Consider the following 25128-nt stretch of genomic DNA (forward strand, 5'->3'; position numbering starts at 1 on the left):
CTAACCGGAAAAATAATTCTTCTTCGGAGAATAAGGATTATAATGATTCTAAGAGACCTTATAATAATAACGACAGAGATTCTTCTATAAAAAGAAATAATTCAGAAAGACCGTATTCCGATAATCGTAGAAATAATTCCGAAAAACCTTATTCCAACCGAAAAAATAATTCTTCTTCGGAGAATAAAGATTATAATGATTCTAAGAGACCTTATAATAGTAACAGAAAAGATTCTGATAAAAAAGAAAATAATGACAGAAAAAACAATTATGATAGGAATGACGATAAATACAGACAAGACAGGGGAAACGGCAAATATAGTCGTTCCGCAAAAGGAAAAAAATCATCTTCCTCAACTCAAGATGATAAATATATTCGCCTAAATAAATATATTGCAGATTCCGGTTTATGTTCACGTAGACAAGCTGATGTGTTAATAGAATCCGGTAGCGTAAAAGTTAATGATGTTGTTGTTGATAAGGTAGGTACAAAAATATTGAAAACAGATAAAGTGCAAGTTGGCGGTGAAACCCTTCGTCATGAAAGATTGAAATATCTTCTTCTCAATAAACCAAAAGGTTACGTAACTACAATGTCTGATCCTGAAAAAAGAAATACAGTACTACAATTAGTTCACAGCGCTTGCAAAGAGAGAATATATCCTGTGGGGAGATTAGATAGAAATACTACCGGTTTATTACTTTTTACAAACGACGGTGATCTTGCTAATAAATTGATGCATCCTCGTTCAAACGTTGAAAAAGTTTATCATGTCGAATTAGATAAACCATTAACCAAGAATGATATGCTAACAATAGCAGACGGTATTGAACTTGATGACGGCTTTATTGTTGTTGACAACATTGCATACAGCAGCTCGGATAATAAAAAAGAAATTGGTGTTCAAATTCATTCCGGGAAAAATAGAGTAGTTAGAAGAATTTTTGAAAAACTTGGTTATGAGGTATTAAAATTAGATAGAACCTTATATGCGGGACTTAATAAAAAAGATCTTCCCAGAGGCAAGTGGAGATTCTTAACAGATAAAGAAGTATCATTTTTAAAGATGATATAATAATTGGTTCCGAATTCTGAACTTAGGATTATGAGTAAATTTTAAATTAAAATGAAAAGAACAATTTTATCAATAAATAAAGCCAAACCTTATTTATTACTCATTCTAAAAGTCAGTTTTCCTTTATCAATTTTATTTTTATGTTTTTAGTTTTATCTTCATTTTCTATTGCCAATTTGTCATATTTTTCGTCAAAAAAACATGACAAATATTTGTTTGGCACGTTTTATGATTAGGAAAAAACATAATGTTTTTTCTACATTTCAAAAATTAAAGTAGTTTGACAAATAAAATATTAATAATTAATCAGTTAAAAAAATAAAAAGATGGCAAAATTAAGTATTAGACCATTGGCAGACAGAGTGTTAATTGAACCTGCTGCTGCAGATCAAACAACTTCCGGCGGAATTATTATTCCCGATACAGCAAAAGAAAAACCTCATAAAGGAACTGTAGTAGCAGTTGGTCCCGGGAAAAAAGACGAACCTATGACTGTTAAAGTAGGTGATAAAGTTTTGTACGGTAAATATGCCGGTACAGAGTTAACTTTTGACGGAAAAGATTATCTCATTATGAGAGAATCTGATATTGTAGCTATTATCTAATATTAATCAACAATTTAAAAATCAAAAAAAATGGCAAAAGAAATAATTTTTAACATTGAAGCGCGTGATAAATTAAAAAAAGGTGTCGATGCACTATCAAACGCTGTAAAAGTTACATTAGGCCCTAAAGGCCGTAATGTTGTTATTGAGAAATCTTATGGTGCTCCTGCAATCACAAAAGACGGAGTTACCGTTGCTAGAGAAATAGAATTAGCGGATAAGTTTGAAAACATGGGCGCACAGATGGTAAGGGAAGTTGCTTCTAAAACCAATGATATTGCCGGTGACGGTACAACAACTGCTACTGTTTTAGCTCAAGCTATTGTAAATTCAGGTTTAAGAAACGTTACTTCTGGCGCTAATCCTATGGATTTAAAACGCGGAATCGATAAAGCCGTTAAAGTTGTTATTCAAAGTCTTGAAAAACAGAAACAAGATATCGGAAACAATAATGAAAAAATCAAACAGGTTGCTACAGTATCAGCCAATAATGATCCTGAAATAGGAGAACTTATTGCAGTAGCAATGGGAAAAGTAAAAAAAGAAGGAGTAATTACAATCGAAGAAGCTAAAGGTATTGAAACTTATGTTGACATAGTTGAAGGTATGCAATTCGATAGAGGTTATATTTCGGCTTATTTTGTTACAGACAGTGAAAAAATGGAAACTGTTTTCGATCAGCCTTTTATTTTAATATACGACAAGAAGGTTTCTACTATGAAAGATCTTCTTCCTATCCTTGAAAAAGTAGTTCAAACCGGTCGTCCGCTATTAATTATTGCCGAAGACGTTGAGAGCGAAGCATTGGCAACATTAGTTGTAAATAAAATGCGCGGTGTTCTTAAAATTGCTGCGGTAAAAGCTCCCGGTTTCGGTGATAGAAGAAAAGAAATGCTTGAAGATATAGCTATCTTAACAGGCGGTATGGTTATTTCCGAAGAAAAAGGTTATAAACTTGAAGATACAGATCTATCTTATTTAGGACAAGCTGAAAAAATTACGATCAATAAAGATAACACTATAATAGTAAGCGGTAAAGGTGCTAAAGAAAATATTGAAGCAAGAGTAAACCAAATTAAGGTTCAAATTGAAAATACCACTTCCGATTATGACAAAGAAAAATTACAGGAAAGATTGGCAAAACTTGCAGGCGGAGTAGCAGTTATTTATGTTGGAGCTGCCAGCGAAGTTGAGCTAAAAGAAAAGAAAGATCGTTTTGAAGATGCTTTAAACGCAACAAGAGCAGCCAATGAAGAAGGTATTATCCCTGGCGGCGGTGTCGCTTTTATTAGAGCTATTGAATCTTTAAAAGGATTAAAAGGTGATAATCAAGATGAAACAATCGGCATTGAAATTATCTGCAGGGCTTTGGAAGAACCATTGCGTCAAATAGTTGAAAATGCGGGCTACGAAGGCTCGGTTGTCGTTCAAAGAGTAAAAGAAGGTAAAAAAGATTTCGGTTTCAATGCAAGAACCGAAGTTTATGAAAACCTTTTCAAAAGCGGTGTTGTAGATCCTATGAAAGTTACGCGCGTTGCTCTTGAAAATGCTGCTTCAATCGCAGGTATGATACTTACAACAGAATGTGCTATTACTGAAATAAAAGAAAAAGAAGCTCCTATGATGCCTCCGGGCGGAATGGGCGGCGGAATGCCAGGAATGATGTAAAAAATCAATAACAAAAAGTCGCTTAATAATATAAGCGACTTTTTGTTTTCATAAAATTTTTTATATATTTGCAAATTATGATTTTATAAATAAAAAAGCAATAGAATTTAAATTTTTACTAATCAATAAATTTAATTATTATGAAGAAAATCTCTTTATTTTTGACACTTGTCCTTGTTTGTGGAATGACATTATCTGCCCAAACTGCTGAGGATGAAGTAAAGGCAATGAGAAAGAACACATCTCACTGGTCTATCGGTATTAAAGGCGGTGTAAACTATTACCGCTTGTCTCCATTAGCTACAGCTGACACTGATTTTGATAGTTTTATCAACCAAGGTGGTTATGGCGGTAGCTTTTTTGTTGAATATGCTCCAACTCCATTTTATGGAATCGGTCTTGAAGCAAATTATTCTAATCTCAACAGAACTGTAGAGGGTGCAGATTATTTAGGTTATAACATTGATGCTATTCTTATGAGTTCTGTTAATCTTTCAAACCTTTTCGGACCTTATAGAACTGTCTCCGCAAGAAAAGTCAACTTCTTTTTAAATGCCGGATTAGGTGCATCTTATTACACTTTTCAAACTCCTGCAGATGCAGAATATGTTAAGGGAAAATTTTCTCCTATGGCAGCAGCGGGTATCGGTGTAGAATTTAACTTAGGTAAAGCATGGACTTTACTATGTGAGGGCCAATACAGATATTACGTTAAAAATGATTTAGGCGGCGTTGTAGCTTCAAAAGATGTAGATGCTTTAGCTGTTAATCTCGGTTTACGTTGGAAAATCGGCGGAAAGAAACATGATCATGTACGTAATATGATTCCAAGTGAATATTACCCGGTTCCTGTTCAAGAAATTATTATCGAAGATATTCAAAATGAAGAAATGATTGAAGAACGTTTCAAAACTTTAGAAGAAAAATATAATAATCTTGAAAACAAACACAACAATCTTAACAAAGAATATAACAACTTACAAAATCAAATAAATGAATTAGAAAAGAATGGTACAATAACCATTGCTCTTGAAAATGTTCATTTTGATTTTGATTCATCAGAACTTACTAAAGATTCTAAAACTTTGGTTCAACAAGTTGTAAATATTCTTAAAGATGCTCAATGGAATAAAATTACCATTGCAGGTTATGCAGATAACGTAGGCACAAAAGAAGTTAACGATAGAATTTCTTTAAAACGTGCTGAAACAGTAAAGAAATACATGGTTGATAACGGCATAGACGGAAATAAATTATCCATTGCCAGTTATGGTAAAGATAACCCTGTTGCAAATAACAATACTCAAGTCGGCAGAGCTCAAAACCGCCGTGTTGAATTTGTTATTTCAAAATAACTTTACTTTAGCTTTAACAAAAAAGCCTCTTGAGTTTTCAAGAGGCTTTTTTGTTTTATAAAATCGGTATTTGCAAAACCTAATCCTAATAAATTCTCTCTAAGTTTTTCATACTGTTAATAATCATTAAGGTTGGTCCCTGCTTGTTTTGAGGCATTTCCGACAACCTTTTTATCATGAATTTATCTGGTATAATTTAATTAACTGATTTCCTGAAAAATATTGAATAGAAGATTTTTGAAAAAAATTCAACAATTTCTCGCTTATAAATTTGACTTATATAAAATCTCTGTTAATTTTGCAATAACTTTATTCTTGTTTATCATTATACCAATTCTTGATTTAATTATCATGATATAACAAACGTAAAGATAACAACTTAAAAAATAATACTAACTAATATGAAAAAAATTCTAATGTTCGAAGATGATATTTTATTATCTGAAATGACAAAACTTAATCTTGAATTAATGGGTACTTATAGTATTCATTTAGCACATACAGGCAGGAAAAGTTTGGATAGAATATTAACTTTTCGACCGGATATTTGTTTAGTTGATATAAAACTTCCTGAGAAGAATGGTTATGACGTTGTTAAGGAAATGCGGGATAATAATATCAATATTCCTGTTATTTTTATATCCGCTCTTGTTGCTCCGGAAGATGCACTTATTGCATTTGACTTAGGTTGTGATGATTATATAAGAAAGCCTTTTGATGTATTTGAACTCATGGCAAGAATAAATGTAGCTTTAAGAATTTACCCAGAAGGTAAAAATATTCAACCGGGAAAAACAGTTAAAAATGCATTGATTTTTAATTTTCCAAGGGTAATTTTTAATTTTGTCAACAATACAATCGAAACAAATAATGTTACACATAGTTTATCCCCTTATGAAGGTGATATTCTTAGAATTTTAGTCAGCAATGTCGGTGAAATTGTTAGTTACGACGATTTGTTTTTAAGAACAGGCAAAGAACAAAACGAAAGAAATAGAAAAAGTTTTTATGTTGTTCTTAGCAATCTCAGAGCTAGATTTGAACCTCTACATTGTTTCAGTATAATTACATATAGGAAAAACGGTATTAAGATGGTTGTGTAAATTTATTAAAATCTAAAATTACAAAAACTTGATTAATCCCAATGGATTTCTAACAACATAAATTGTTATAAACATTGGGACCAATTTGCCTAAAATATAGAAATTCAATCTATTGCCTTTATCAGTTTTTCAATGATTTCATTATTTCCTGTTTTCCAGAATTTCCCTCACAACCTCTGCAGTAATATTTCTATTTTCTCCCAAAGCAATATTTTCTTCTGTAAAACGATTGACAATAATATTAATAACTTTATTATCAATTTTTGCTTCCTTAAGAGTTGTAGCAAGTCCTATCGACTTAAAAAAGTCTTCGGTTTTTCTTATTGCTAAAAGAACTCTTTCGTCATCGGAACCATCAGTAATATTAAAAATTCTTTCTGCATATTGAAGAATTTTTCCTTTTTTCTGTTCTTTCATAACATACATTGTACCCGGAAGAACAATTGCCAAAGATGCGCCGTGAGCAATTCCTGTTTGCGCTGTCAATTCATGACCAATCATATGTGTAGCCCAATCTTGTGTAACACCCATTCTGATAAAATCATTCAAAGCCATTGTTGCAGAAAACATAAAATCTGCCATGGTATCGTAATCATGCTGATTTTCTTTTATCTTCGGAGCGATTTCCAAAACAGTCAGTAAAATTCCTTCTGCCCATCTGTCCATTATTCTTGACTGCCCTGGCGTTGTGAGATACTGTTCAATTACATGAACATAAATATCCGCCAATCCGTTTGCTATCTGATTTAAGGGTAAAGAATATGTAGTTTCCGGATCTAATATTGAAAATTCCGGATATCCGCTTGAAAAAGCCAATTTCTCTTTTGTTTCATTACGTGAAATTACGGCGCCGTTGTTCATTTCGGAGCCGGTTGCCGGTAAAGTCATCACCGATGCAAATGGAATATATTCATTAGCTTTACCTTTTAAAACGATTTCCCAAGAATCTCCTGGATAAGGAATTCCCGCGGCAATCAATTTTGTACCATCCAATACAGAACCGCCACCAACGGCAAGAATAAAATCAATATTATTTTCTTTCCCTATAGTAATTGCCTTTCTCAATGTCTCCACAGAAGGGTTCGGTTCAATTCCCCAAAATTCAATATATTTATAGTCTTTCAACGCTGTCACAACCTGATCATAAACACCGTTTTTCTTTACGCTTCCACCACCATAGGTAATCATCAACTTTTTATCCATAGGAATCAAAGATGATAATTTGGAAATCTGACCTTTTCCAAAAACTAATTTAGTTGGATTTTGAAATATAAAATTCTTCATGGTTAATTTGGTTTTGTTTGTTTCTCACTAATTCCGCTTCAAAAACACTAAAGCACTACTCTATCATTACATTATTTAATCATATTCTCATCCAAACCGAACCGTTCATTTTCACGGCATTGTCCCTTCGGTTCAATGTGAACGACAATATCATAAATATTCTCCACAGATTGTTTAATATTATTTTCAATTTCTTCAGCTATGTCATGTGCTTGTTTCACAGTAATATTTCCATCAACCTCAACATCAAGAGCAATCATATAGAAATTTCCGATTTGTCTTGAGCGTACCCGATGAGGATTACTTGCACCTTTAACTTTATCAACAGCTTCGAAAATTTTATTATAGATGCCTTCATCCTTTACTCCATCCATCAATTCAACATTGGAGTCCATAAAAATTTTTATCGCCGACCTGATAATAAAAAGACTAATTATTAAACCCGTAATCGAATCTAAAATAGGTAAATTAAAAATAAAAGTAAATAGTAATCCTACTAACACGCTTAACGAAATGATCACATCATTACGCATATTAATTGCATTTGCCTGTAATAAAGGGCTATTAATTTTTTTACCTTTTTTATATTGATAAAGAGCGAGCGCCAGTTTTCCTATGATAGAAAAAATTGTTACATAAATTGCTATTATTCCCGGCATTTCCTTTGCTTCCGCCGAAAATGTACTTCGAATAGTGGTTATCAGCATTTGGATACCGGCATAAAAAATAACGAATGACAATACCTTTGTTGCTATACTTTCCGCTTTTTCATAGCCATAGGCATATTTTCTGCTTGGCGGTTTACTCATGATTTTTGCAGTAATAATCATAACAATAGATATTACAACATCTGTTGCAGAGTCAATACCGTCACTAATTACCGCCATACTTCCGGAAATAAAACCTATTATCAATTTTGCAAGAGATAATATACTGTTTCCTATTGTACTAATCCATGAAGTTTTCAATAAAACCTTATCATTTCTCTCCATCCTAATAAATATTACGCTTCATTTGTTTACTAAAAATTAAGACGTCAAAAGTACAAAAAAGTTCAGAATTAGTAATTACAAATCAAATAAATTCAGATTATATAATTCATCATCTAAGTATATTTACATTATAAATTCAAACTATTTTTACTATTTTCGTGTTAAAATTTAAATTATGGTTTACGAAGATTTTATTAAACGGGAGATAGACAGATTAGGATTGGCAATTAAAAATCTAATAGTTAAGATATTAAATTTAAGGAACGATCCTCCATTAGTATTTGAAGCGATCGATAAATTTGTAATTGATAATCTTGATATTAATATTAATGAAATAATTTCACTTACTAATGATAAATTTAAAGATTGGCTGAAATCCGAAAAACGGCTTAATAATAGTAATTTAGACCAATTTACGGAATTGTTGCTTGTTGTTGCTGAAAATTCGGATGAAACAAATGTAAGAAAAAGTTTATATGAGAAATGTTTGATAATATATGAATTTTTGAATAAAAATGAAGATGTTTATTCTTGGGAAAGACATTTGAAAGAGGAAGACGTTAATAATAAATTATCTGTTCTATAAATCCCGAATCAATTATAATATTTTGTATCTCCACATCAGAATATTACAATATTAACTAATCGTCACATAATTAAATTTCTTATCTTTGCAGGTTTTAAATTCATTAATAATGAAAGGATTATATACTGTCCTGTTGCTTGTTGCGTCAAATGTATTTATGACTTTTGCATGGTACGGACATCTTAAAATGAAGGAATTCTCTTGGTTCAATACTTTACCATTAATCGGTATAATTGCCATCAGTTGGGGCATTGCTTTTTTTGAATACTGTTTTCAAGTTCCGGCAAATAGAATTGGTTATGCCGGAAACGGAGGGCCGTTTTCACTACTTCAACTTAAAGTTATACAAGAGGTTATTACTCTTATTGTTTTTGTAATTTTCAGCACTTTACTTTTCAAGAATGAAACATTCAGGCTTAATCATTTTATTGGTTTTATTTTCTTGGTTTTAGCCGTTTATTTTATTTTTAAAAAATAAAATAACATTTTGCTGGTTCTAAAAGTTTTACTTCTTTGTTTATGACTTTATGAGTTCTATGTATTTGCGCATTAGTACTTTTTATACTTTCTTCATGAGATTTTATTTTGTTCGAAGTAACATCTAAAAAACTAAAATTATTAATCTCAAGCTTTATTAATTATATTTTTTGTTTAAGTCTTTATTATCAAAAATCAACTAAATTTGTAAAAATTTTCTAATGAGAGTAAGTTTTAAAAATAAAACGATATTGATTACCGGAGCGGGTTCGGGAATCGGAGAAGCAATTGCCTATCAATTTGCCGAAAAGGGTGCTAATGTTATTTTAACCGGCTTAGATTTGGAAAATCTTGATAAAGTTAAGGTTAATTGCGAAAAGTTTAATATAAAAGCATTTTCTTATGAATGTGATCTTTCCGATTATAATTCCATCGACAATTTAGTAAGTTATATTGAGGAAAATAATTTACTTATTGATGTTTTTATCTTAAACGCCGGAATATCTCAACGTGCAAAAGCTCTGGAAACTGATTTTGCCGTTGACAGGAAACTCATGGATATTAATTATTTCGGATCCGTTTATTTGATAAAGAAATTTAAGGATCATTTAAAATCAGGAAGACATATTAACATTGCCGTCAACACATCTATTTCCGGATTATTCGGGTTTCCGTTGCGTTCGGCATACTGCGGCTCAAAACATGCCCTGTTCGGTTTCTTCGAATCATTAGATCTTGAAAACGATAATATTAATGTAACTTTTATTATTCCCGGTAGAATCAATACACAAATCAGTAAAAGTGCAATGCTCGGCAGCGGCGAAAAATATGATAAAATGGATCACGGACAGTCCAGCGGAATGGATGTAAATACATGTGCAAAAATTGCCGTTAAAGCTATTTCAAAGCAAAAACACAGAAAATTAATCGGAAGAAAAGAATTATTAATGGTTTATATTCATAAATATATTCCCGCATTATATTATAAATTAGCGAAAAAGATTTCATCAACATAAAAGAAAATAATCGACATGAAAGAAAAAATTATTTGTGGCATCCAACAAGTTGGAATCGGAGTAAATGATGTCATTGAAGCATGGAAATGGTATATTGATATTTTTGGTTTTGATATTAAAATTTTTGACGATACAGGTGTTGCCGAAAAAATGTTGCCTTACACAGGAGGCAAACCTCAGGAACGAAGAGCTGTTTTAGCTTATAATCTACGTGGTGGTGGCGGTTTTGAAATCTGGCAACCGAAAGGCAGAGAGTTAAATTATTTGAAAGAAGAAATTCGTTTAGGTGATTTGGGAATTATCGCATGCAAAATCAAATGCCCTGATGTTAAACTTGCTTTCGAAACATTTAAAAATAAAAATGTTGATGTAATTAATAAACCGGATTTATCTCCATCGGGCATAATGCATTTCTTCGTAAAAGATCCTTACGGCAATCTTTTTGAAATTGAGGAAGATCATTATGTTTTTTCTGATGAAAAGAAAATCACGGGCGGAGTTAACGGTGTAATCATCGGAGTTTCTAATATGGAAGATTCTATAGAGTTTTATTCTAAATTACTTGATTACGATACTGTTGTTTATGACAATACAGGTATTTTTGATGATTTGCAAGGTGTTCCGGGCGCAACTGATAAGTTGCACAGAGTAATGCTGAAACGCTCTAAACCTATGTATGGACCGCTTGCCGAAATTATGGGAACTTCTCATATTGAATTGGTTCAAAACATGGATTCTAAGGTTAAGAAAATATATGAAGGCAGGCTTTGGGGCGATCCGGGCTTTATTCATCTTTGTTTTGATGTAAGAAATATGGAAAGTCTTCATAAAGAAGTTAAGGAATTAGGAAAAGATTTCGTTTGTGACGGAGGAGAGGATTTCGATATGGGTGATGCAAATGGACATTTCACTTATGTAGAAGATCCTGACGGAACTCTTATAGAGTTTGTTGAAACTTTTAAAATCCCTATTTCAAAAAAACTTGGTATTTCTTTGAATCTTAGAAATAGAGATGATAAAAAATTTATGCCAAAATATATGTTGAAGGCTTTGCGCTTTGCAAGGGTAAAACTATAAAATTAACTATTGAGCCTTAATCATAAAAACAACTGCATGTTCGCAAGGTTTTTTATTGATAATATTTTGAGGAATATCTATTTTATACCCCGTCTGAGATTTTGAAAGCTTTGCTTTAACTTTACTTCCTAAAATTTCAATATTGCCGGCCTTTAATTGCTCATCGCAATTAAATATAATGGAATTAGAAAGCGGTTCACCTTCACCAAGCATGCAAAAAACATACACTTTTCCGTCTTTCTTCGTAAATCTCAAATTATCTTGTTGATAAGGATAAACGGGACGAGTGCAATAAATTGCATCACCATTAATATTCATCCACATACCAATTTCCTTCATCCTTTCGATAGCTGTCGGTGGAAGCTCTCCATAAGGATCTGGACCGACATTCAATAAGTAATTTCCTCCTTTAGAAACAACATCTACAAGAATATGTATCAATTTGTTTGTGGATTTATATTCATCAGTATCAACATAAGACCAGGAATGTCCCATAGACATGCAGGTTTCCCACGGATAAGGAAGAATGGAATCCGGAACCAATTGTTCCGGGGTTTGGTAATTTTCATACTTACCATGTACAGTTCTATCAACTATTAACAAATCCGGATTATTTTCGCGTGCCATTTTAGCAATTTTGGGCATATCAATATCTTGTATCCATTGTTTACAACCAAGCCATTGACGATATTCGTCGTTAAGGCTCCATTCCGGACGAATCCATCCGCCATCTAACCAGAGAATATCAATATCGCCGTAATTTGTTGTTAATTCTTTTATCTGATTATAGGTAAAATCACAAAACTTCTGCCAGCGAAGAGGATACACCATCGGATTATAATTGACGCTTCTATCGGGTGTTGCCCATTCAGGTGCCCAATAATCCGAATGATGCCAATCGGGTTTTGAAAAATACAATCCCGTCCAAAATCCTTTTTCACGGAAAGCATTAACAATAGCTTCTGTTACATCGGCTTTTTCATTAGTATGAAACGGACAAGAAGAATCGGCAATTGTATAATTTGTTTCCTTCGAATCAAACATACAAAAACCATCGTGATGCTTAGTTGTAAATACAACATACTTCATTCCGGCTTCTTGAGCTAATTCTGCCCAATATTCGGGATTAAATCTGGTAGGGTTAAAAGTTTTGTTTAACGCTTGATATTTTGTTTTATACTCACAATACGGCATTCCTTTTCTGTGATCTATCCATTCCTCATTACAAATCGACCATGATTCCACAGTACTCCATTGAGCATACATTCCCCAATGCATCATAAATCCGAACTTCAGATCTTGCCATTGTTCAAGTTTATTAAGAATTATTGAATCTGTTTCAAAATCTCTTTCTGTTTGTGCATTGAGATTATAAACAAATGTAAATATTAGACAAAGAGAGAAAATAGTTTTATTCATAAGTAAATTATTTTAGAATTGCATCTAATTTTATTCTAATATCGTTATATAACATTGTCGTTGTAGATTGACTTTATGTTTTTTTAATAAACTTGCCGTATTAATGAGCTTACAAAGATACTGTTTTTTGTATATTTTATTTATCTTTGCGTGAATTTTATCCCCCCAAACATGTTGGGTAAATTTCTATTACAATTTTAATTTATAATAAAAAAAGCTATGAAAAACTATTTACTAATCTTTCTATATTTAACAATTCCTTCATTTCTGTTTTCTCAAGCTTTAAGCGGAGTTTATTCTATAGGATCGGATAACAGTGATTATACAAATTTGAGTAATGCTTTTGTTGCTTTAGAAACTTTTGGTGTAGAAGGTGAAACAATATTGGAGTTAACAGATTCCTATGATATGAACAGCGAAATAACTTCTTTAAGCCTGGGCAACATTCCTGGAAGCAGTGAAACAAATAAAGTTATTTTAACTGTATCAGATGAAGTAAACAAGATTATATTATCTTATAATGCGGCATACATCTTCTCATTTTATAACACAGAATATTTTGAAATTCAGGGAAAAGATAAATTAACCATTCAAACTCAAGGAAATTTTGCAGATAATGCGGCTGTAGCAATTTTTAATAATCCCAACAACGGAAATTCAATAATTACTATTGACGGATGTATTATTACAGGAAGTGGAAATAGTAATGTAAATGATTTCGGTATTTACTTTTTTTCTTATGATAGTGACGTAACTAAAAAATATGATATTAATATTTCAAACAATACAATATATAAAGTTAATCAGGCAATTTGCGCAAAAGGTCCGTCGAATTCCTCTCCTTCTATTGCAAGTGTTAAAATCAAAAATAATACAATCGGTAATACAGGTATAAATTACAATATTAATCAATTCGGAATTTATTTACAAAATCAAAACGAAGTAATTGTTTCGGAAAATAAAATTTTTAGTGTATTCTCCAACGATAATACAGCCGCAGGAATAAAACTTGAGAATTGTTCTTATGCTACAATTAATAACAATTCGATTCTTGATATTGTTTCCTATGATCAGGTTAATGGTAAGGCTTACGGTATTCTTATTAATTCAAACGAAATAACTACCACTGAGACATGGTGTTACAACAATATGATTTCACATATTGCAGCTAAGGAAGTACAAGGCGTAGGATTATATCTTGCGGATTTAATTAATAACCGCATACATCTTTACTATAATTCAATCTATCTTACAGTAGATAATTCACAAGACTATTTTGGTGAAATTCCAAGTACGTGTTTTGGTTTTAATAGTAATATCGGTACCATTTTGATTAAAAATAATGTTTTTCAAAATGATTTCGGCGACAACACAATGAGCGCGGAAGAAAGATTCGGAACCGCCATTTCCTTTATGAGTAATCATAATCCGTTCTCGGCGATAACTAATAACATATATTATACAGATAACATTACTCATGGGTTTACAGCTAAAAATAGCGATCGCTATTTTACTTTTGACGAGTGGAATCTTTTTAATGATAATGACGAAACTTCGCTGAATAGTAATCCTGGCTTCATTTCAACTTTTCTTTTAAAAATTAGTGAGGCAAATTCTGCCGGAACATTTATTTCTCAAGTTAAAAGAGATTATTTTGGTAATCCGCGCAGCTATACTACTCCTGATATTGGCGCTCACGAAGCGAAAGACAATTCCGGAATAAACGATTTAAGTACAACAAAATTTGATACTTATTATTCTCAGAATACTATTTTTATTAATTCTGAAAACGAATTAAACGGAAATGTATCTTTAATTTCTATTGATGGAAAAATTTTATATAAGAAATCTGTTTCGGGAAAAAATATTGTGATTAATTTAGAAAGAACATATAATCCGGGCGTTTATATTATTTCATACTCAGGAATTAAGGGCAACACTTCTTCAAAGATTTTGATACACTAATATTTTATATCGAAAATCACTCTTCACATTTTAATTTCCGATTCGGAATATTGCTAAAATCTTATTTTTAACCAACTCAACATTACTAGAAGTTGTCAAAAATTGATATATGCAATCATTTAGCTAACAATTGTACTTTGCCTTTCCGAACAACACAATATTACTCTCTTAGAAGCAATTTTATTTCATTTTTTATTCAATAAAAACTTACATTTTAATATTGGTTAATGTAATTTATATGCCTGAAAAATAACAAACTATATGTCATGTTTGATATTTGATTGAATTTCAGGCCCTTTATTAAAATTAAAAATGCAAAAAGAGAAACAAATACTTTTCAATTTCTCGTATAAACATTATAATTTTGAACCAAATTTAAATTAATTCACTTTGAATAAGTTAATCAAATTAAAATTCATACAAATATAATTTTCAAACGTATGAAATAAAGTTATTAATATTCATAAATATGATAGCAAACGACAACATCATTTCATTAGAGATATACGACAATGATAAATTGGAAGAATATTTATATATAAATACATTTCCTTCTATTGAGAGATACATCTTGTCAAATAATGGAACACGGGAAGATGCCCAAGATATCTTTCATGATTCATTAATTATTCTTATAAGGAAACTTTCGGAAAACAATCAGATTCTCTGTAAATTATCAACATATTTATATGCAATAGCAAAAAATTTATGGCTACAAAAGCTTTCATATAACAGAAGAACTTCACAAATAAATAGTAATTTCGTTTGCGAACATATTCCCGAATACGAGAAATGCATAGATGATTTTGAAAAGGAAAAAATTCAAGAATTGTATGAACTGCTTATATTAAAATGTAAGCTTAATTTCGGTAGTGATTTTATGCAGATAATATCTTCTAAAGATAAAGAGACACGAAAACTCAGATGGCAATATAAACAAAAACTCGCAAAGGTTATACAATCTTATCCCGAATTTAAAATTCTAAAACAATATGTTGATTGGATAAAACGGCTTGATTAAACAATTCTTTATCATTAATAATTCCTATATTTGCATTTGAATTTACTGCATTAAATGACAAAAGAATTTTTTTATAAACAAGCTGATATTTTTTCGGAAATATTACAATCTATTAATTTCGATTCATTACCTATAAGTGATTATAATAAGAAGTATATCAAACACATGAAAACTTCCTTTAAATATTACTGTAAAATATTTGCAGATTGTTTATATCTAATTTCAAATGAGGCGCAAGATAAAAATATTACTCTTATTGATTATGGTGGCGGTGCCGGATTTTTAAGCGTTCTTGCAAAAAAATGCGGATTTAAGAATGTTATTTATGTTGATAGAAATCCGCTTTCTGTTGAAACGGCAATATATCTCAAGAACAATTGTTTCAATTGCGGTGCGGATATTTTTATTGAAGGAGATACAAAAGATTTGATTGATTATGTAAAAAATAAAAATATCTGTCCGGATTCGCTTATTGCAACTGACCTGATAGAACACATTTATAATCTTGATATTTTCTTTTCTGATTTGAAAAAGATTAATCCTAAAATGAACATGACTTTCACTACAGGGTCCACACCTTTCAATCCGATAAAAAAGCATAAACTGCATAAAATAATGGATGATTGTGAAACAGGGTCCGCTGAAATACCAAATTATTATACATTAAGATTTGATTATATCGAAGCTAAATATCCAAATTTCACTAAGGAAGATAAAAACAAGTGGGCAGAAGCTACACGCGGACTAACTTTCGATGATATCGATAAAACAATTCAAAATAATATCCTTCCGAAACCCGCCGATAAACATAATACCTGTGATCCTCGAAACGGCAACTGGGAAGAAAGAATCCTTACAACTAAGGAATATAAAAAAGTATTGGAACCATTAAACTATAAGATGTCTTTATATAAAGGTTATTATAACTCTTTATATGCTAATTCATTAAAATCTATTACTGCAAAACTTGCAAACCTCTCTATCAAAATCCTGGGCAAAGTAGGATTTTATATTTCTCCTATGATAATACTTTATATTGAACCTAAATAATAATTAAATTTTTGCTATGGTAATTTTTCAAATAATAATATTTCTTTCATTCATATTAGGTAGCGGCATATATATTTCAGTACGCTTATGGCAAATCGCGCCTTTCGGCCAACTTGGTAAAATAATTTTTATTGCATTAATAATATTCCTGTTTTTAGCATTTATTCTCAGCTTTATTATAGGCAATGTATTACCTGTAAGTATTACAAAAATCTTATATAGAGTTGGTTCGGCATGGTTTTTTATTTGTGTTTATTTATTGATAATCTTTCTTTTAATCGACATTATAAGATTAACTCACTTGGTTAATATTGACCAATATATTTTTAATAACAAGTACTTCTTTATGTCGTTGTGTTTATTCCTAACTGTTTTAATGAGTTCCGGATATATTAAATATCAAAATAAAACCCGGGAAGAGATCAACATAAATTTTTCACAAAGTAATCTAAACAAGAATCTAAAATTAGTTACTATCAGTGATTTACATTTAGGATATGGTATAGGAAATAAGGAATTAAACCGATGGATAAAGTTAATTAATAAAGAAAATGCAGATATAGTATTAATTGTCGGAGATATGATAGATAATAGCATCAAACCTGTTTTGAGGGAAAATATGGCGGAAAACTTGAAGAAGATTAAAAGCAAATTCGGAGTTTACTCGGTTCTCGGCAATCACGAATATATTTCCGGAATTGATGCTTGTATCAATTTTATTAAGAGTGCCGATATTACTCTTTTAAGAGATTCTTCTGTGATGATTAACGATTTATATATAATCGGCAGAGATGATCAAACAAATAAATCACGGAAAACATTAAATGAACTTATTGACGGTTTGGATACAACAAAACCGATTATTCTTCTTGATCATCAACCTACAGATTTAAATGATGCAATGAACAAAAACGTTGATTTACAAATATCTGGTCATACTCACCGCGGACAAATTTGGCCGATTTCTTGGGTTACAGATAAAATCTTCGAAGTTTCGCATGGTTATTATCAAAAGAATAATACTCATTATTATATTTCTTCAGGTATAGGAATTTGGGGCGGAAAATTTCGCATAGGTTCCCAATCGGAATATATTGTTATTAATTTCAAATATTAGATTATGGCAAAAAGAACTTTCAATGAAAAACTGCACGACAGTAAAGATATGCCTGTTGTAAAAGAATGCGGTGATCCAAAAACATTACAAAAACATGGCGGTAACAGAATGTTGATTGCCGCTCCTATTCAGTATGATGAAATCATACGTAGAATTCCCAAAGGTAAGCTGATAACAAGCAATGAAATCAGAAATTATCTTGCAATTCAACACAATGCGGATTTTACATGTCAACTTACTGCAGGAATTTTTATAAGTATAGCGGCACATGCAAGTGAAGAAAGAGATACGGATAAAATTCCATACTGGAGAACATTGAAAGCTAATGGAGAATTAAACGAAAAATATCCCTGCGGAATTGAAAATCAAAAGAAATTACTTGAACAAGAAGGTCATACAATAATTTCGAAAGGAAAGAAATTTTTTGTCAAAGATTTTGATAAAAAGCTTTTTATTCTTTAGTGAAATATTTGAATATTATTTTTACAGATTTAAGAGTATAAATAAATCTTCTTCATTTTATCTATATCAACATTTAAAACATTTGTAAGAAAATCATCAATACTTCCGTATTTTTTCTTAGTAAATTCTAAAGTTTCATAAAGAAAATCAGGTGTTACCTCCAATAAAGTCCGGAAGAACTCATTTTCATTTTTAATATCTCCGTATTTTTCTTCTAAATATTCATTTGATAGCAAATAATCAAACAGTACATCTTCAAGCTCAACGCCCAAAGCCAGATAAATTAAAGCGGTAGCCATTCCTGTTCTATCTTTGCCGGCAGTACAATGATAAAGCAGAGGCAAGTTATTGGTATTCTGTATTAATGCAAAAAACTGTCTATAACAATTCAAACAATCATCATCACTGACAAGTTCCTTGTACATTTCTTTCATAATTTTTTCAGCAGTAGAGCTCGTCAAGCTTTCGGTTTTAAGTGTAACATTTCCGGCCAGATTACCTGGGGCAAGAGGAAAATGGTAACGCTTTTCCATTAAAGCCGGAAGTGCGTCCGGTTCCCTTTTTACTTCAGAATAATCTCTAAAATCAACAATAGTTTTAATTGGTATCGAATCCAAATAAATTTTGTCGTTATCAATAAGTTTACTAAGCTCACCCGAGCGGAAAAGCTTTCCCCATTTTACATACTTTCCGTCTTTTGTCTTTATTCCGCCTATATCTCTAAAATTATGAGCTCCCTTCATCGGCAGCAGTCGTTCCGAAAGAAAATATTTCTTTCCTGCCGTTTCCAATAAAAAATAATGTCTATGTAAATTAGACACTTCTATTGGAAATATTCCTTTAGAATTTCCTTCGAGAATCGGAGTTGACATATCAATATTATCATCCGATCTTCCTGAATACAACTTCCAATTATCACTAATCATAACAAAAATAAAAGTGTTTTTGGAATCTTTATCACGAATCACTTCCGCAACTTTTGAACCACTGTTTATGTACTGTTTAGAGATAATGTTTAAAGAATTTTCGTCTTTCATAATTAAATGGGAATTATTCTACAAAAGTACTAAATCAATTCAGAATAAAAAACCGAGAATAGATAATTTAATTAACAAATAAGGCCAGCGCCTAAAATTTTGAATATCTAAAAACATTAATTTTATAGAAGTTTCTTAAGAAATACATAATGTTTATGACGAATAATCTATGATTAGGAAATGTAATGATGATATATTCGTAAAAAACCCATCAATTATTTATTATGTTAAATCTAAATGCGTCAACAGTGTAATTTCAGGAAATTGAATACGAAATATGAATCTAATAACTTCTTATATCATAATTACTTTTATCTTCCAGAACACGTTTTCTATTCAAATTATAATTCTCATTAAAAATACTCTTTCTTAAGTTTATTTCCTTATAATCAATAAATTCCAAATCGATAACCGATTCAAACAAATTATCAATCATAAACGGACAGGAAGAGTTTTGTTTTATAATTGATGCCTTATGTTGGTAATTATCAATATATGATTGCGAAAGCCAGACAATAAAGGGTATTTCAATATTTGCATCAGGTAGAACCCCGGTATAATCGTGACCGGCAGTGTTTCCCTCATCATAAACATTTTCACCATGATCCGAAAGATAAATAGCAGAAGCAATAATATTTGTATCAGTATTAGAATAATTCACTAACACTTTGAGTAAACTGTCAACAAAGAAATCGTTATATAAAATCGAATTATCATATTGGTTGATAGTTCTTTCTTTTACATTATCTGCTTGAGAAAAAATACTGTATTCTTTTGGATATCTTTTTACATAAGCAGAATGACTGCCCATCAAATGCAGAACAATAAATTTATACTTAGCTGTATCTGCCAAAGCTTTCCTAAACGGTTCAAATAAAACCTCATCGTAAGGAGATGTGTAAGTGCTTTCATAAGAAGAATTTGCCGAACTGTTGGTATAATGAGTAATATCAAAAGTTTTTGCAAGATTATATACTGCATTATCCCAAACTCCTATAGGTAATTGATTTGATAACCAGAAAGTTTTATATTCCGCACTGTAAAAAACATCGTTCAAAGATACACTTTCGTTAAATCTCTTTTTATTATTAATATCTGATGCGGTTAAGGAACTAAGTACTGAGCTAATTGTATTAGAATACGGACTTATTACATTATTAAAAACGATAATATCATTACGTTTATCTAAATTCGGAGTAGTTTCTCTATAATAACCATATAACGACATATGATTTCTGTTTACCGATTCGCCAAGAATTAAGACGAAGAGATATTTGTTTTCATCTGAATATGAGGTTTCAACAGATATCTGAATTAACTCTCTTTGTTTTAAAGCTTTAAAAGCTTTTGCTTCATCAAGAAACGATACGATTGCCTTAACTGTTTGCGGACACGCTTTTCTGACGAAACGATTATTAATACCGCTTTCTACAAAGAAGCTAATAGAAATTAAACATATTACGATAACAATATATTTACCATTTTTATAATAAGTTATTTTGGGCGTTTTTAATAAAGACCACACAAACAAAGCAATATAAGGTAAGAGCAATAAAAATCTAAAATTTAATTTTAATGACAAAAATTCGCCTGCTTCATTGAAGTTCGTATTTAGAAAAACAAAAATACTTGAAGCCGTAATCGGCCCCTTTAATAAAATCCAATGAATCAATGAAATCAGTCCGTCAATAAAAAACAATATTAAAATTGTTTTATAAATAAACTTCTTACGAAAAAAATAATAAAACAAAGTAAATACGGGTATCCAGCAGAAATAGATTAAGAATTCCCTAAAATCGTACATTTGAAAGTTTATAAAAATAGCCGAAATCTGCACAAACAAAATCATACAAAGTAATCGTACCGGATATAGTTGTAAAAACGTCTTCATAAAAGTTTACAAAAATAAGAAATTAATGTGATAATGAATTTTCAACTTTCAATTAATAAAAGACTTCCTCCGTCAAACAATTTTCCATTATAAAGACTTATTATTTCATACCCGTTTTCAAATAAAAACGACTTTATTTTATCTCCTTCATAATGATGGTCAAGGTTTCCAAGAATAAAAACCTTGTTCTTATAAACTCCCATGCAACCGCCGATAAATCCGTTCGGAAATCCCGGAAGTAAAATTTCTTTAGAAGAAATATATAAACAATTTAAGTTCTGCTTCTTCAATTCTTTTTCGATTCCCATATCCGATGTAATAAAACAATCATTTTTTAACGGAAGTAGTGAGCATCGAGTATATGCCTGATTTACATGAATAAATATTTTGTTTTTGATATTTTGAAGAATGGCCGGATCTGTAAATTTTTTATTATGAATAATATAATTATCAGATATCACAACATTATAGCATGTTGAGTTTTCTTTTTTTGTTCCGATATAATTTTTGCCGGTAACAATCGTAATATTTTTGTTTTCCAGAAAATCTATATAACATTGAGGTGTGTTTGGAGCTACAATAATAAATTCTTTTGTCGGAAAGAAAAAAATATCCGGATGTCCTGCAATTTCTTCATAAGTAATATTCTCAGAATAAAAAGCTAAACACTCTCCAAATTTGTTGAGGTTTAGTATAGCTTCATCGGGCAATCGTTTATCATGAATTATTATCATTCCGCAAAAATATTAAATTCATAGCCGGTAAGTTCGTTATTAGTTTTAAAAACAACCGAATCGAATCTATCTGTTAATGCATTTTTATTTAACGCATTATATCCTATGGCATAATTTATTGCTTTAGGGGAAACTTCAATAATAATTTTTTTACTTTCAATATTTTCCGATCTTTCCTCAAGCAAATCTTTCCACAAGGCTGTTAACACTAATTCTTTAAATGATACATGAAAAGGGCCGGCGATCAAACTATTTCCGCTTATCAATCCTTCCGAAGGATGTAAACCCATTCGCAAAATCTTAACATTATTTTCTTCAAATAATTTCATCAAATATTTACTCCATTCAACAGCTTCTTCCAATGCAAGCGGAGAGTAATTTCCTGATTTATAAATATCTTCCAAAGGAGTATCTTTTATAACAATAGTCGGATAAATACGCGTAAAATGCGCTCCCAGATCAATAATTCCATGAGCTGTTTTAATAGATTTCTCAAAAGTGTCTCCGGGTAAACCTATCATCATTTGCAAACCAAGTTTAAATCCTTTCCGCAAAATCAATTGAGCGGAATTTTGTACATCAGAAACAGTATGACCCCTTTTAGACTTAGAAAGTACTTCATCATCCAAAGACTGAACTCCAAGTTCAATAATCTCGACTTTATATTTTTTCAAATTATCTAAAATCTTTTCCGAAATATAATCGGGACGGGTAGATAACATCACGGATTCAATTTTTTTACTTTCAATATAAGGCAGTGCAACATCCAAATATTGATTTTGCTCCTCAATACTCATGCCTGTAAAACTTCCTCCGAAAAATCCGAGTTTTTTGACTCCTTCAACAGGAAAAGTTTTCAAATACGTTTCTATGGTTTCTTTTACTTCCGGAACAGACGGCGATTGTATTTTATCGGCAATAGTAAATTGATTGCAATAAATACATCTAAACGGACATGCTTTTTCCGGAATAAAAATAGGAATTGTATAGAATTTCTTCATACTAATGCATTATTAACTGTTTGATATTTGATTTAATCATAATATGACCTAAATGTAATAAATAAATTTTCAAAAAATAAACATAGTAATATATTAAGTAAAAAGGATTTTTTCACCATAAAGGGTTCATCATAATAAATAAAAAATACTGATAATAATTGATTTACACTTTAAACAATATAAATTCAAAGATATAATTTTTAAATGATACGCTTTAGTTTTTGATTTGATATTATATTTGCACAATTAATTTACAAAAACACTCAACATGAAAAACTTATTAAAAACACAATCATTGCTATTCATTCTATTAGCAATATTGTTTACATCCTGCGTAGAAACTTACTCAGAAGATAGTTATTATATTGATAATAAATCTAATTCTGTTTTATATGTTCAATTTCAAGATAAATACGGTGGAAATGAATGGGAATTGATAACAATTCCTAAAAACAGTTACACAAGAATTTATGCATACGGTTATATTGGCGAAATGCACGATAAATTAGATGATTTTTTAACTCATTATTTTGATCATCTGCATATTACTTTAGATAGCAGAGGCGAAATCAAAATAAAAAAAGATTATACATCAAGCAATAATTGGGAATATGATCCGGTTCCAAGTAATAAACGGAAGAATCTCGGTATCAACAATTACATTTTTACAGTAAATGACGATGATTTAGAATAGTTTTTTGTTCAAAACTCACTAAAAGCTATTTTATTTATACTCCTCTAAAAGTTTGGGTTCAAAATTCAAACATCTAAACAACAATATATTAACTTCAACTTTTGGAAATTTACTTCCGAACGGTCAATTTAGTGTATATTTGCAACCGTAAATTAACTTAAAATTAATTAAATTATGTTGAATAAAATTAAACAATCGCGATTTGCAAGTTACACAGTAATTATATTAATGTACGTTGTTGCCACATTGGTAGGATTATTTATTTTTTCACTAAATAAAAATGGAAATGATATTCTGTATTTATTTTATGCCGATGTTGCCGCAACTGTTATTATCTGGTTATTCGGAGTATGGTTTTCAAATTCGTCAATTTACGATCCGTATTGGAGTGTTGCTCCTCCGATAATATTAACTTTTTTATATTTCTATTATGGTTGTATGAGCATATCCGCTGTTTTATTGATGATTGCGATTTGGTTTTGGGCAATAAGATTAACAGTAAATTGGATTTACACATTCCCGAATTTAATGCATCAGGATTGGAGATATGTGATGTATAGAGAAGAAAATCCGAAAATATGGCAACTTGTAAATTTTATGGGAATACATTTTCTTCCGACTCTTGTAGTCTTTTTAGCAATGATTCCGGGATTTTACGTTTTGCAATTAGATTTAAATCCGAATATCTGGACTTATTTAAGTTGCGCATTATGTGTATTTGCAGCTGTTCTACAGTTAGTTTCCGATATTCAAATGCATCGTTTCCGTAAGAATAATAAAGGAAGAGTTTGTAACAACGGACTATGGAAATATTCCCGTCATCCTAATTATCTCGGAGAAATATTATTGTGGTGGGGTGTTTATTTTATTTTGATTTCTGTTGCTCCTCAATATTGGTGGACTATTTTCGGGCCTATTGTCAACAATTTGTTATTCGTCTTTATAAGCATACCTTTAATGGAAAAAAGACAAATAAAAAACAAACCGGAATATGTTGAATATATAAAGATAACCGGAAGTTTATTGCCGAAAATAGGTAAAAACAACTAATTTCGATTCGGAAATAATCATTGTGAGATTTTACTAACAGTAAATCTCACAATAGGTCCTGCGACAAGAATTTGCCAAAGCAATGCCATCGGAAAGTTTATCACGATAGTTTTTATCCAGATGGATAAGAAACTGCTATTGAAACCATTCTTAAAAGCAAAAGTAGCTACTAAACTCATTATTGGACACATTACTAATACTGTTGAAATTTGTCTTACTAAAATAATGGCTAAAGGACGACCGGTTTCTATATTTACAAATTTAGAAGCTATGATTTCAGCTAATTTGCTTCCTATTAATGCTTGTAATATTATGACTGTTGCCATAAGCCAACAAAGTTCAAATAAAGGTATTATAAACGAACTTAAACTAATAGAATTTGTTGCAATAATATGATTATATGATTCCATTCCGAAAACCATAAGGAACGACATAAAGAGCGAAAATA

The 25128-nt window shown here is 30.8% G+C and carries 24 protein-coding genes; 16 read left to right on the plus strand and 8 right to left on the minus strand.

Annotated features, from left to right (window positions below; genetic code table 11):
* The 5 genes from LBP67_10075 to LBP67_10095 all read left to right on the plus strand — a co-directional run.
* Nucleotides 1–1076, plus strand: a 1076-nt coding sequence (locus tag LBP67_10075) for a pseudouridine synthase (protein MDR2085325.1), incomplete at its 5' end; no start/stop codon positions are given.
* 326 nt (nucleotides 1077–1402) lie between these two features.
* Entirely contained in the window at nucleotides 1403–1681 is a 279-nt protein-coding gene (locus tag LBP67_10080) for a co-chaperone GroES (GenBank protein MDR2085326.1), read from the plus strand.
* A gap of 30 nt (nucleotides 1682–1711) precedes the next feature.
* Nucleotides 1712–3349 carry a chaperonin GroEL gene (gene groL / locus LBP67_10085; GenBank protein ID MDR2085327.1) on the plus strand — a complete coding sequence of 546 codons (1638 nt, stop codon included), beginning with the start codon at nucleotides 1712–1714 and terminating at the stop codon, nucleotides 3347–3349.
* Nucleotides 3350–3489: 140 nt separating this feature from the next.
* Nucleotides 3490–4704: an OmpA family protein gene (locus LBP67_10090; GenBank protein MDR2085328.1), complete on the plus strand. Its 1215-nt coding sequence runs from the start codon at nucleotides 3490–3492 to the stop codon at nucleotides 4702–4704.
* Between the two features lie 401 nt (nucleotides 4705–5105).
* Complete coding sequence (locus tag LBP67_10095) at nucleotides 5106–5807, plus strand: response regulator transcription factor (GenBank protein ID MDR2085329.1); 702 nt, start codon at nucleotides 5106–5108, stop codon at nucleotides 5805–5807.
* Nucleotides 5808–5948: 141 nt separating this feature from the next.
* Here the strand turns inward: LBP67_10095 and LBP67_10100 are convergent, their stop codons facing one another.
* On the minus strand, nucleotides 5949–7091 hold the full coding sequence (locus tag LBP67_10100) for an iron-containing alcohol dehydrogenase (protein ID MDR2085330.1): 1143 nt from the start codon (nucleotides 7089–7091) through the stop codon (nucleotides 5949–5951).
* 71 nt (nucleotides 7092–7162) lie between these two features.
* Nucleotides 7163–8083, minus strand: coding sequence for a cation diffusion facilitator family transporter (locus tag LBP67_10105; protein MDR2085331.1), 921 nt, complete (start codon nucleotides 8081–8083; stop codon nucleotides 7163–7165).
* A gap of 175 nt (nucleotides 8084–8258) precedes the next feature.
* On the opposite strand from LBP67_10105, the gene LBP67_10110 reads away from it, so the two are divergent.
* The 4 genes from LBP67_10110 to LBP67_10125 all read left to right on the plus strand — a co-directional run bounded on the left by LBP67_10110 (nucleotide 8259) and on the right by LBP67_10125 (nucleotide 11239).
* Nucleotides 8259–8669, plus strand: coding sequence for a hypothetical protein (locus tag LBP67_10110; protein MDR2085332.1), 411 nt, complete (start codon nucleotides 8259–8261; stop codon nucleotides 8667–8669).
* A 109-nt stretch (nucleotides 8670–8778) separates the two neighbouring features.
* Nucleotides 8779–9147 carry a DMT family protein gene (locus LBP67_10115; protein ID MDR2085333.1) on the plus strand — a complete coding sequence of 123 codons (369 nt, stop codon included), beginning with the start codon at nucleotides 8779–8781 and terminating at the stop codon, nucleotides 9145–9147.
* A 220-nt stretch (nucleotides 9148–9367) separates the two neighbouring features.
* A complete protein-coding gene (locus LBP67_10120; GenBank protein ID MDR2085334.1) occupies nucleotides 9368–10162 on the plus strand; it encodes an SDR family NAD(P)-dependent oxidoreductase in 795 nt (264 codons plus the stop codon).
* Between the two features lie 15 nt (nucleotides 10163–10177).
* On the plus strand, nucleotides 10178–11239 hold the full coding sequence (locus tag LBP67_10125) for a VOC family protein (GenBank protein ID MDR2085335.1): 1062 nt from the start codon (nucleotides 10178–10180) through the stop codon (nucleotides 11237–11239).
* Between the two features lie 6 nt (nucleotides 11240–11245).
* Here the strand turns inward: LBP67_10125 and LBP67_10130 are convergent, their stop codons facing one another.
* A complete protein-coding gene (locus tag LBP67_10130) occupies nucleotides 11246–12658 on the minus strand; it encodes an alpha-L-fucosidase (GenBank protein ID MDR2085336.1) in 1413 nt (470 codons plus the stop codon).
* 219 nt (nucleotides 12659–12877) lie between these two features.
* Between LBP67_10130 and LBP67_10135 the strand changes: the two genes are divergently transcribed.
* From LBP67_10135 to LBP67_10155, 5 genes are all read left to right on the plus strand, one after another.
* Nucleotides 12878–14623, plus strand: a complete 1746-nt coding sequence (locus LBP67_10135; GenBank protein MDR2085337.1) for a T9SS type A sorting domain-containing protein — start codon at nucleotides 12878–12880, stop codon at nucleotides 14621–14623.
* Between the two features lie 469 nt (nucleotides 14624–15092).
* On the plus strand, nucleotides 15093–15644 hold the full coding sequence (locus tag LBP67_10140; protein MDR2085338.1) for a hypothetical protein: 552 nt from the start codon (nucleotides 15093–15095) through the stop codon (nucleotides 15642–15644).
* Between the two features lie 54 nt (nucleotides 15645–15698).
* Nucleotides 15699–16694 (plus strand): class I SAM-dependent methyltransferase, encoded by a 996-nt coding sequence (locus tag LBP67_10145; GenBank protein MDR2085339.1) that lies wholly within the window; start codon nucleotides 15699–15701, stop codon nucleotides 16692–16694.
* 16 nt (nucleotides 16695–16710) lie between these two features.
* Nucleotides 16711–17811 (plus strand): metallophosphoesterase, encoded by a 1101-nt coding sequence (locus LBP67_10150; protein MDR2085340.1) that lies wholly within the window; start codon nucleotides 16711–16713, stop codon nucleotides 17809–17811.
* A gap of 3 nt (nucleotides 17812–17814) precedes the next feature.
* Entirely contained in the window at nucleotides 17815–18273 is a 459-nt protein-coding gene (locus LBP67_10155; GenBank protein MDR2085341.1) for an MGMT family protein, read from the plus strand.
* Between the two features lie 29 nt (nucleotides 18274–18302).
* Here LBP67_10155 and LBP67_10160 read toward each other — a convergent pair whose 3' ends face one another.
* The 4 genes from LBP67_10160 to LBP67_10175 form a co-directional block, all read right to left on the minus strand.
* Nucleotides 18303–19310, minus strand: a complete 1008-nt coding sequence (locus LBP67_10160) for a tyrosine-protein phosphatase (GenBank protein ID MDR2085342.1) — start codon at nucleotides 19308–19310, stop codon at nucleotides 18303–18305.
* A 283-nt stretch (nucleotides 19311–19593) separates the two neighbouring features.
* Entirely contained in the window at nucleotides 19594–21201 is a 1608-nt protein-coding gene (locus LBP67_10165) for a phosphoethanolamine transferase (protein ID MDR2085343.1), read from the minus strand.
* 41 nt (nucleotides 21202–21242) lie between these two features.
* The gene (locus LBP67_10170) at nucleotides 21243–21935 is read right to left on the minus strand and encodes a hypothetical protein (GenBank protein ID MDR2085344.1); all 693 of its coding nucleotides are present in this window, start codon (nucleotides 21933–21935) and stop codon (nucleotides 21243–21245) included.
* On the minus strand, nucleotides 21932–22936 hold the full coding sequence (locus LBP67_10175; protein MDR2085345.1) for a radical SAM protein: 1005 nt from the start codon (nucleotides 22934–22936) through the stop codon (nucleotides 21932–21934). Before LBP67_10175 ends, LBP67_10170 begins: the two co-directional genes overlap by 4 nt.
* Nucleotides 22937–23204: 268 nt before the next feature.
* On the opposite strand from LBP67_10175, the gene LBP67_10180 reads away from it, so the two are divergent.
* Together LBP67_10180 and LBP67_10185 are read left to right on the plus strand one after the other, a co-directional pair.
* Entirely contained in the window at nucleotides 23205–23630 is a 426-nt protein-coding gene (locus tag LBP67_10180) for a hypothetical protein (protein ID MDR2085346.1), read from the plus strand.
* A gap of 174 nt (nucleotides 23631–23804) precedes the next feature.
* Nucleotides 23805–24680 (plus strand): DUF1295 domain-containing protein, encoded by an 876-nt coding sequence (locus LBP67_10185; protein ID MDR2085347.1) that lies wholly within the window; start codon nucleotides 23805–23807, stop codon nucleotides 24678–24680.
* Nucleotides 24681–24697: 17 nt separating this feature from the next.
* Here the strand turns inward: LBP67_10185 and LBP67_10190 are convergent, their stop codons facing one another.
* Nucleotides 24698–25114, minus strand: coding sequence for a DUF2798 domain-containing protein (locus tag LBP67_10190; protein ID MDR2085348.1), 417 nt, complete (start codon nucleotides 25112–25114; stop codon nucleotides 24698–24700).
* Between the last annotated feature and the right edge of the window lie 14 nt (nucleotides 25115–25128).

Source organism: Bacteroidales bacterium (genome assembly GCA_031276035.1).
In the GTDB taxonomy this organism is placed as follows: domain Bacteria; phylum Bacteroidota; class Bacteroidia; order Bacteroidales; family BM520; genus RGIG7150.

Coding starts and splice junctions, on each gene's coding strand:
- LBP67_10080 (MDR2085326.1), top strand. CDS start 1,403: ATGGCAAAATTAAGTATTAGACCATTGGCAGACAGAGTGTTAATTGAA.
- groL (MDR2085327.1), top strand. CDS start 1,712: ATGGCAAAAGAAATAATTTTTAACATTGAAGCGCGTGATAAATTAAAA.
- LBP67_10090 (MDR2085328.1), top strand. CDS start 3,490: ATGAAGAAAATCTCTTTATTTTTGACACTTGTCCTTGTTTGTGGAATG.
- LBP67_10095 (MDR2085329.1), top strand. CDS start 5,106: ATGAAAAAAATTCTAATGTTCGAAGATGATATTTTATTATCTGAAATG.
- LBP67_10100 (MDR2085330.1), bottom strand. CDS start 7,091: ATGAAGAATTTTATATTTCAAAATCCAACTAAATTAGTTTTTGGAAAA.
- LBP67_10105 (MDR2085331.1), bottom strand. CDS start 8,083: ATGGAGAGAAATGATAAGGTTTTATTGAAAACTTCATGGATTAGTACA.
- LBP67_10110 (MDR2085332.1), top strand. CDS start 8,259: ATGGTTTACGAAGATTTTATTAAACGGGAGATAGACAGATTAGGATTG.
- LBP67_10115 (MDR2085333.1), top strand. CDS start 8,779: ATGAAAGGATTATATACTGTCCTGTTGCTTGTTGCGTCAAATGTATTT.
- LBP67_10120 (MDR2085334.1), top strand. CDS start 9,368: ATGAGAGTAAGTTTTAAAAATAAAACGATATTGATTACCGGAGCGGGT.
- LBP67_10125 (MDR2085335.1), top strand. CDS start 10,178: ATGAAAGAAAAAATTATTTGTGGCATCCAACAAGTTGGAATCGGAGTA.
- LBP67_10130 (MDR2085336.1), bottom strand. CDS start 12,658: ATGAATAAAACTATTTTCTCTCTTTGTCTAATATTTACATTTGTTTAT.
- LBP67_10135 (MDR2085337.1), top strand. CDS start 12,878: ATGAAAAACTATTTACTAATCTTTCTATATTTAACAATTCCTTCATTT.
- LBP67_10140 (MDR2085338.1), top strand. CDS start 15,093: ATGATAGCAAACGACAACATCATTTCATTAGAGATATACGACAATGAT.
- LBP67_10145 (MDR2085339.1), top strand. CDS start 15,699: ATGACAAAAGAATTTTTTTATAAACAAGCTGATATTTTTTCGGAAATA.
- LBP67_10150 (MDR2085340.1), top strand. CDS start 16,711: ATGGTAATTTTTCAAATAATAATATTTCTTTCATTCATATTAGGTAGC.
- LBP67_10155 (MDR2085341.1), top strand. CDS start 17,815: ATGGCAAAAAGAACTTTCAATGAAAAACTGCACGACAGTAAAGATATG.
- LBP67_10160 (MDR2085342.1), bottom strand. CDS start 19,310: ATGAAAGACGAAAATTCTTTAAACATTATCTCTAAACAGTACATAAAC.
- LBP67_10165 (MDR2085343.1), bottom strand. CDS start 21,201: ATGAAGACGTTTTTACAACTATATCCGGTACGATTACTTTGTATGATT.
- LBP67_10170 (MDR2085344.1), bottom strand. CDS start 21,935: ATGATAATAATTCATGATAAACGATTGCCCGATGAAGCTATACTAAAC.
- LBP67_10175 (MDR2085345.1), bottom strand. CDS start 22,936: ATGAAGAAATTCTATACAATTCCTATTTTTATTCCGGAAAAAGCATGT.
- LBP67_10180 (MDR2085346.1), top strand. CDS start 23,205: ATGAAAAACTTATTAAAAACACAATCATTGCTATTCATTCTATTAGCA.
- LBP67_10185 (MDR2085347.1), top strand. CDS start 23,805: ATGTTGAATAAAATTAAACAATCGCGATTTGCAAGTTACACAGTAATT.
- LBP67_10190 (MDR2085348.1), bottom strand. CDS start 25,114: ATGTCGTTCCTTATGGTTTTCGGAATGGAATCATATAATCATATTATT.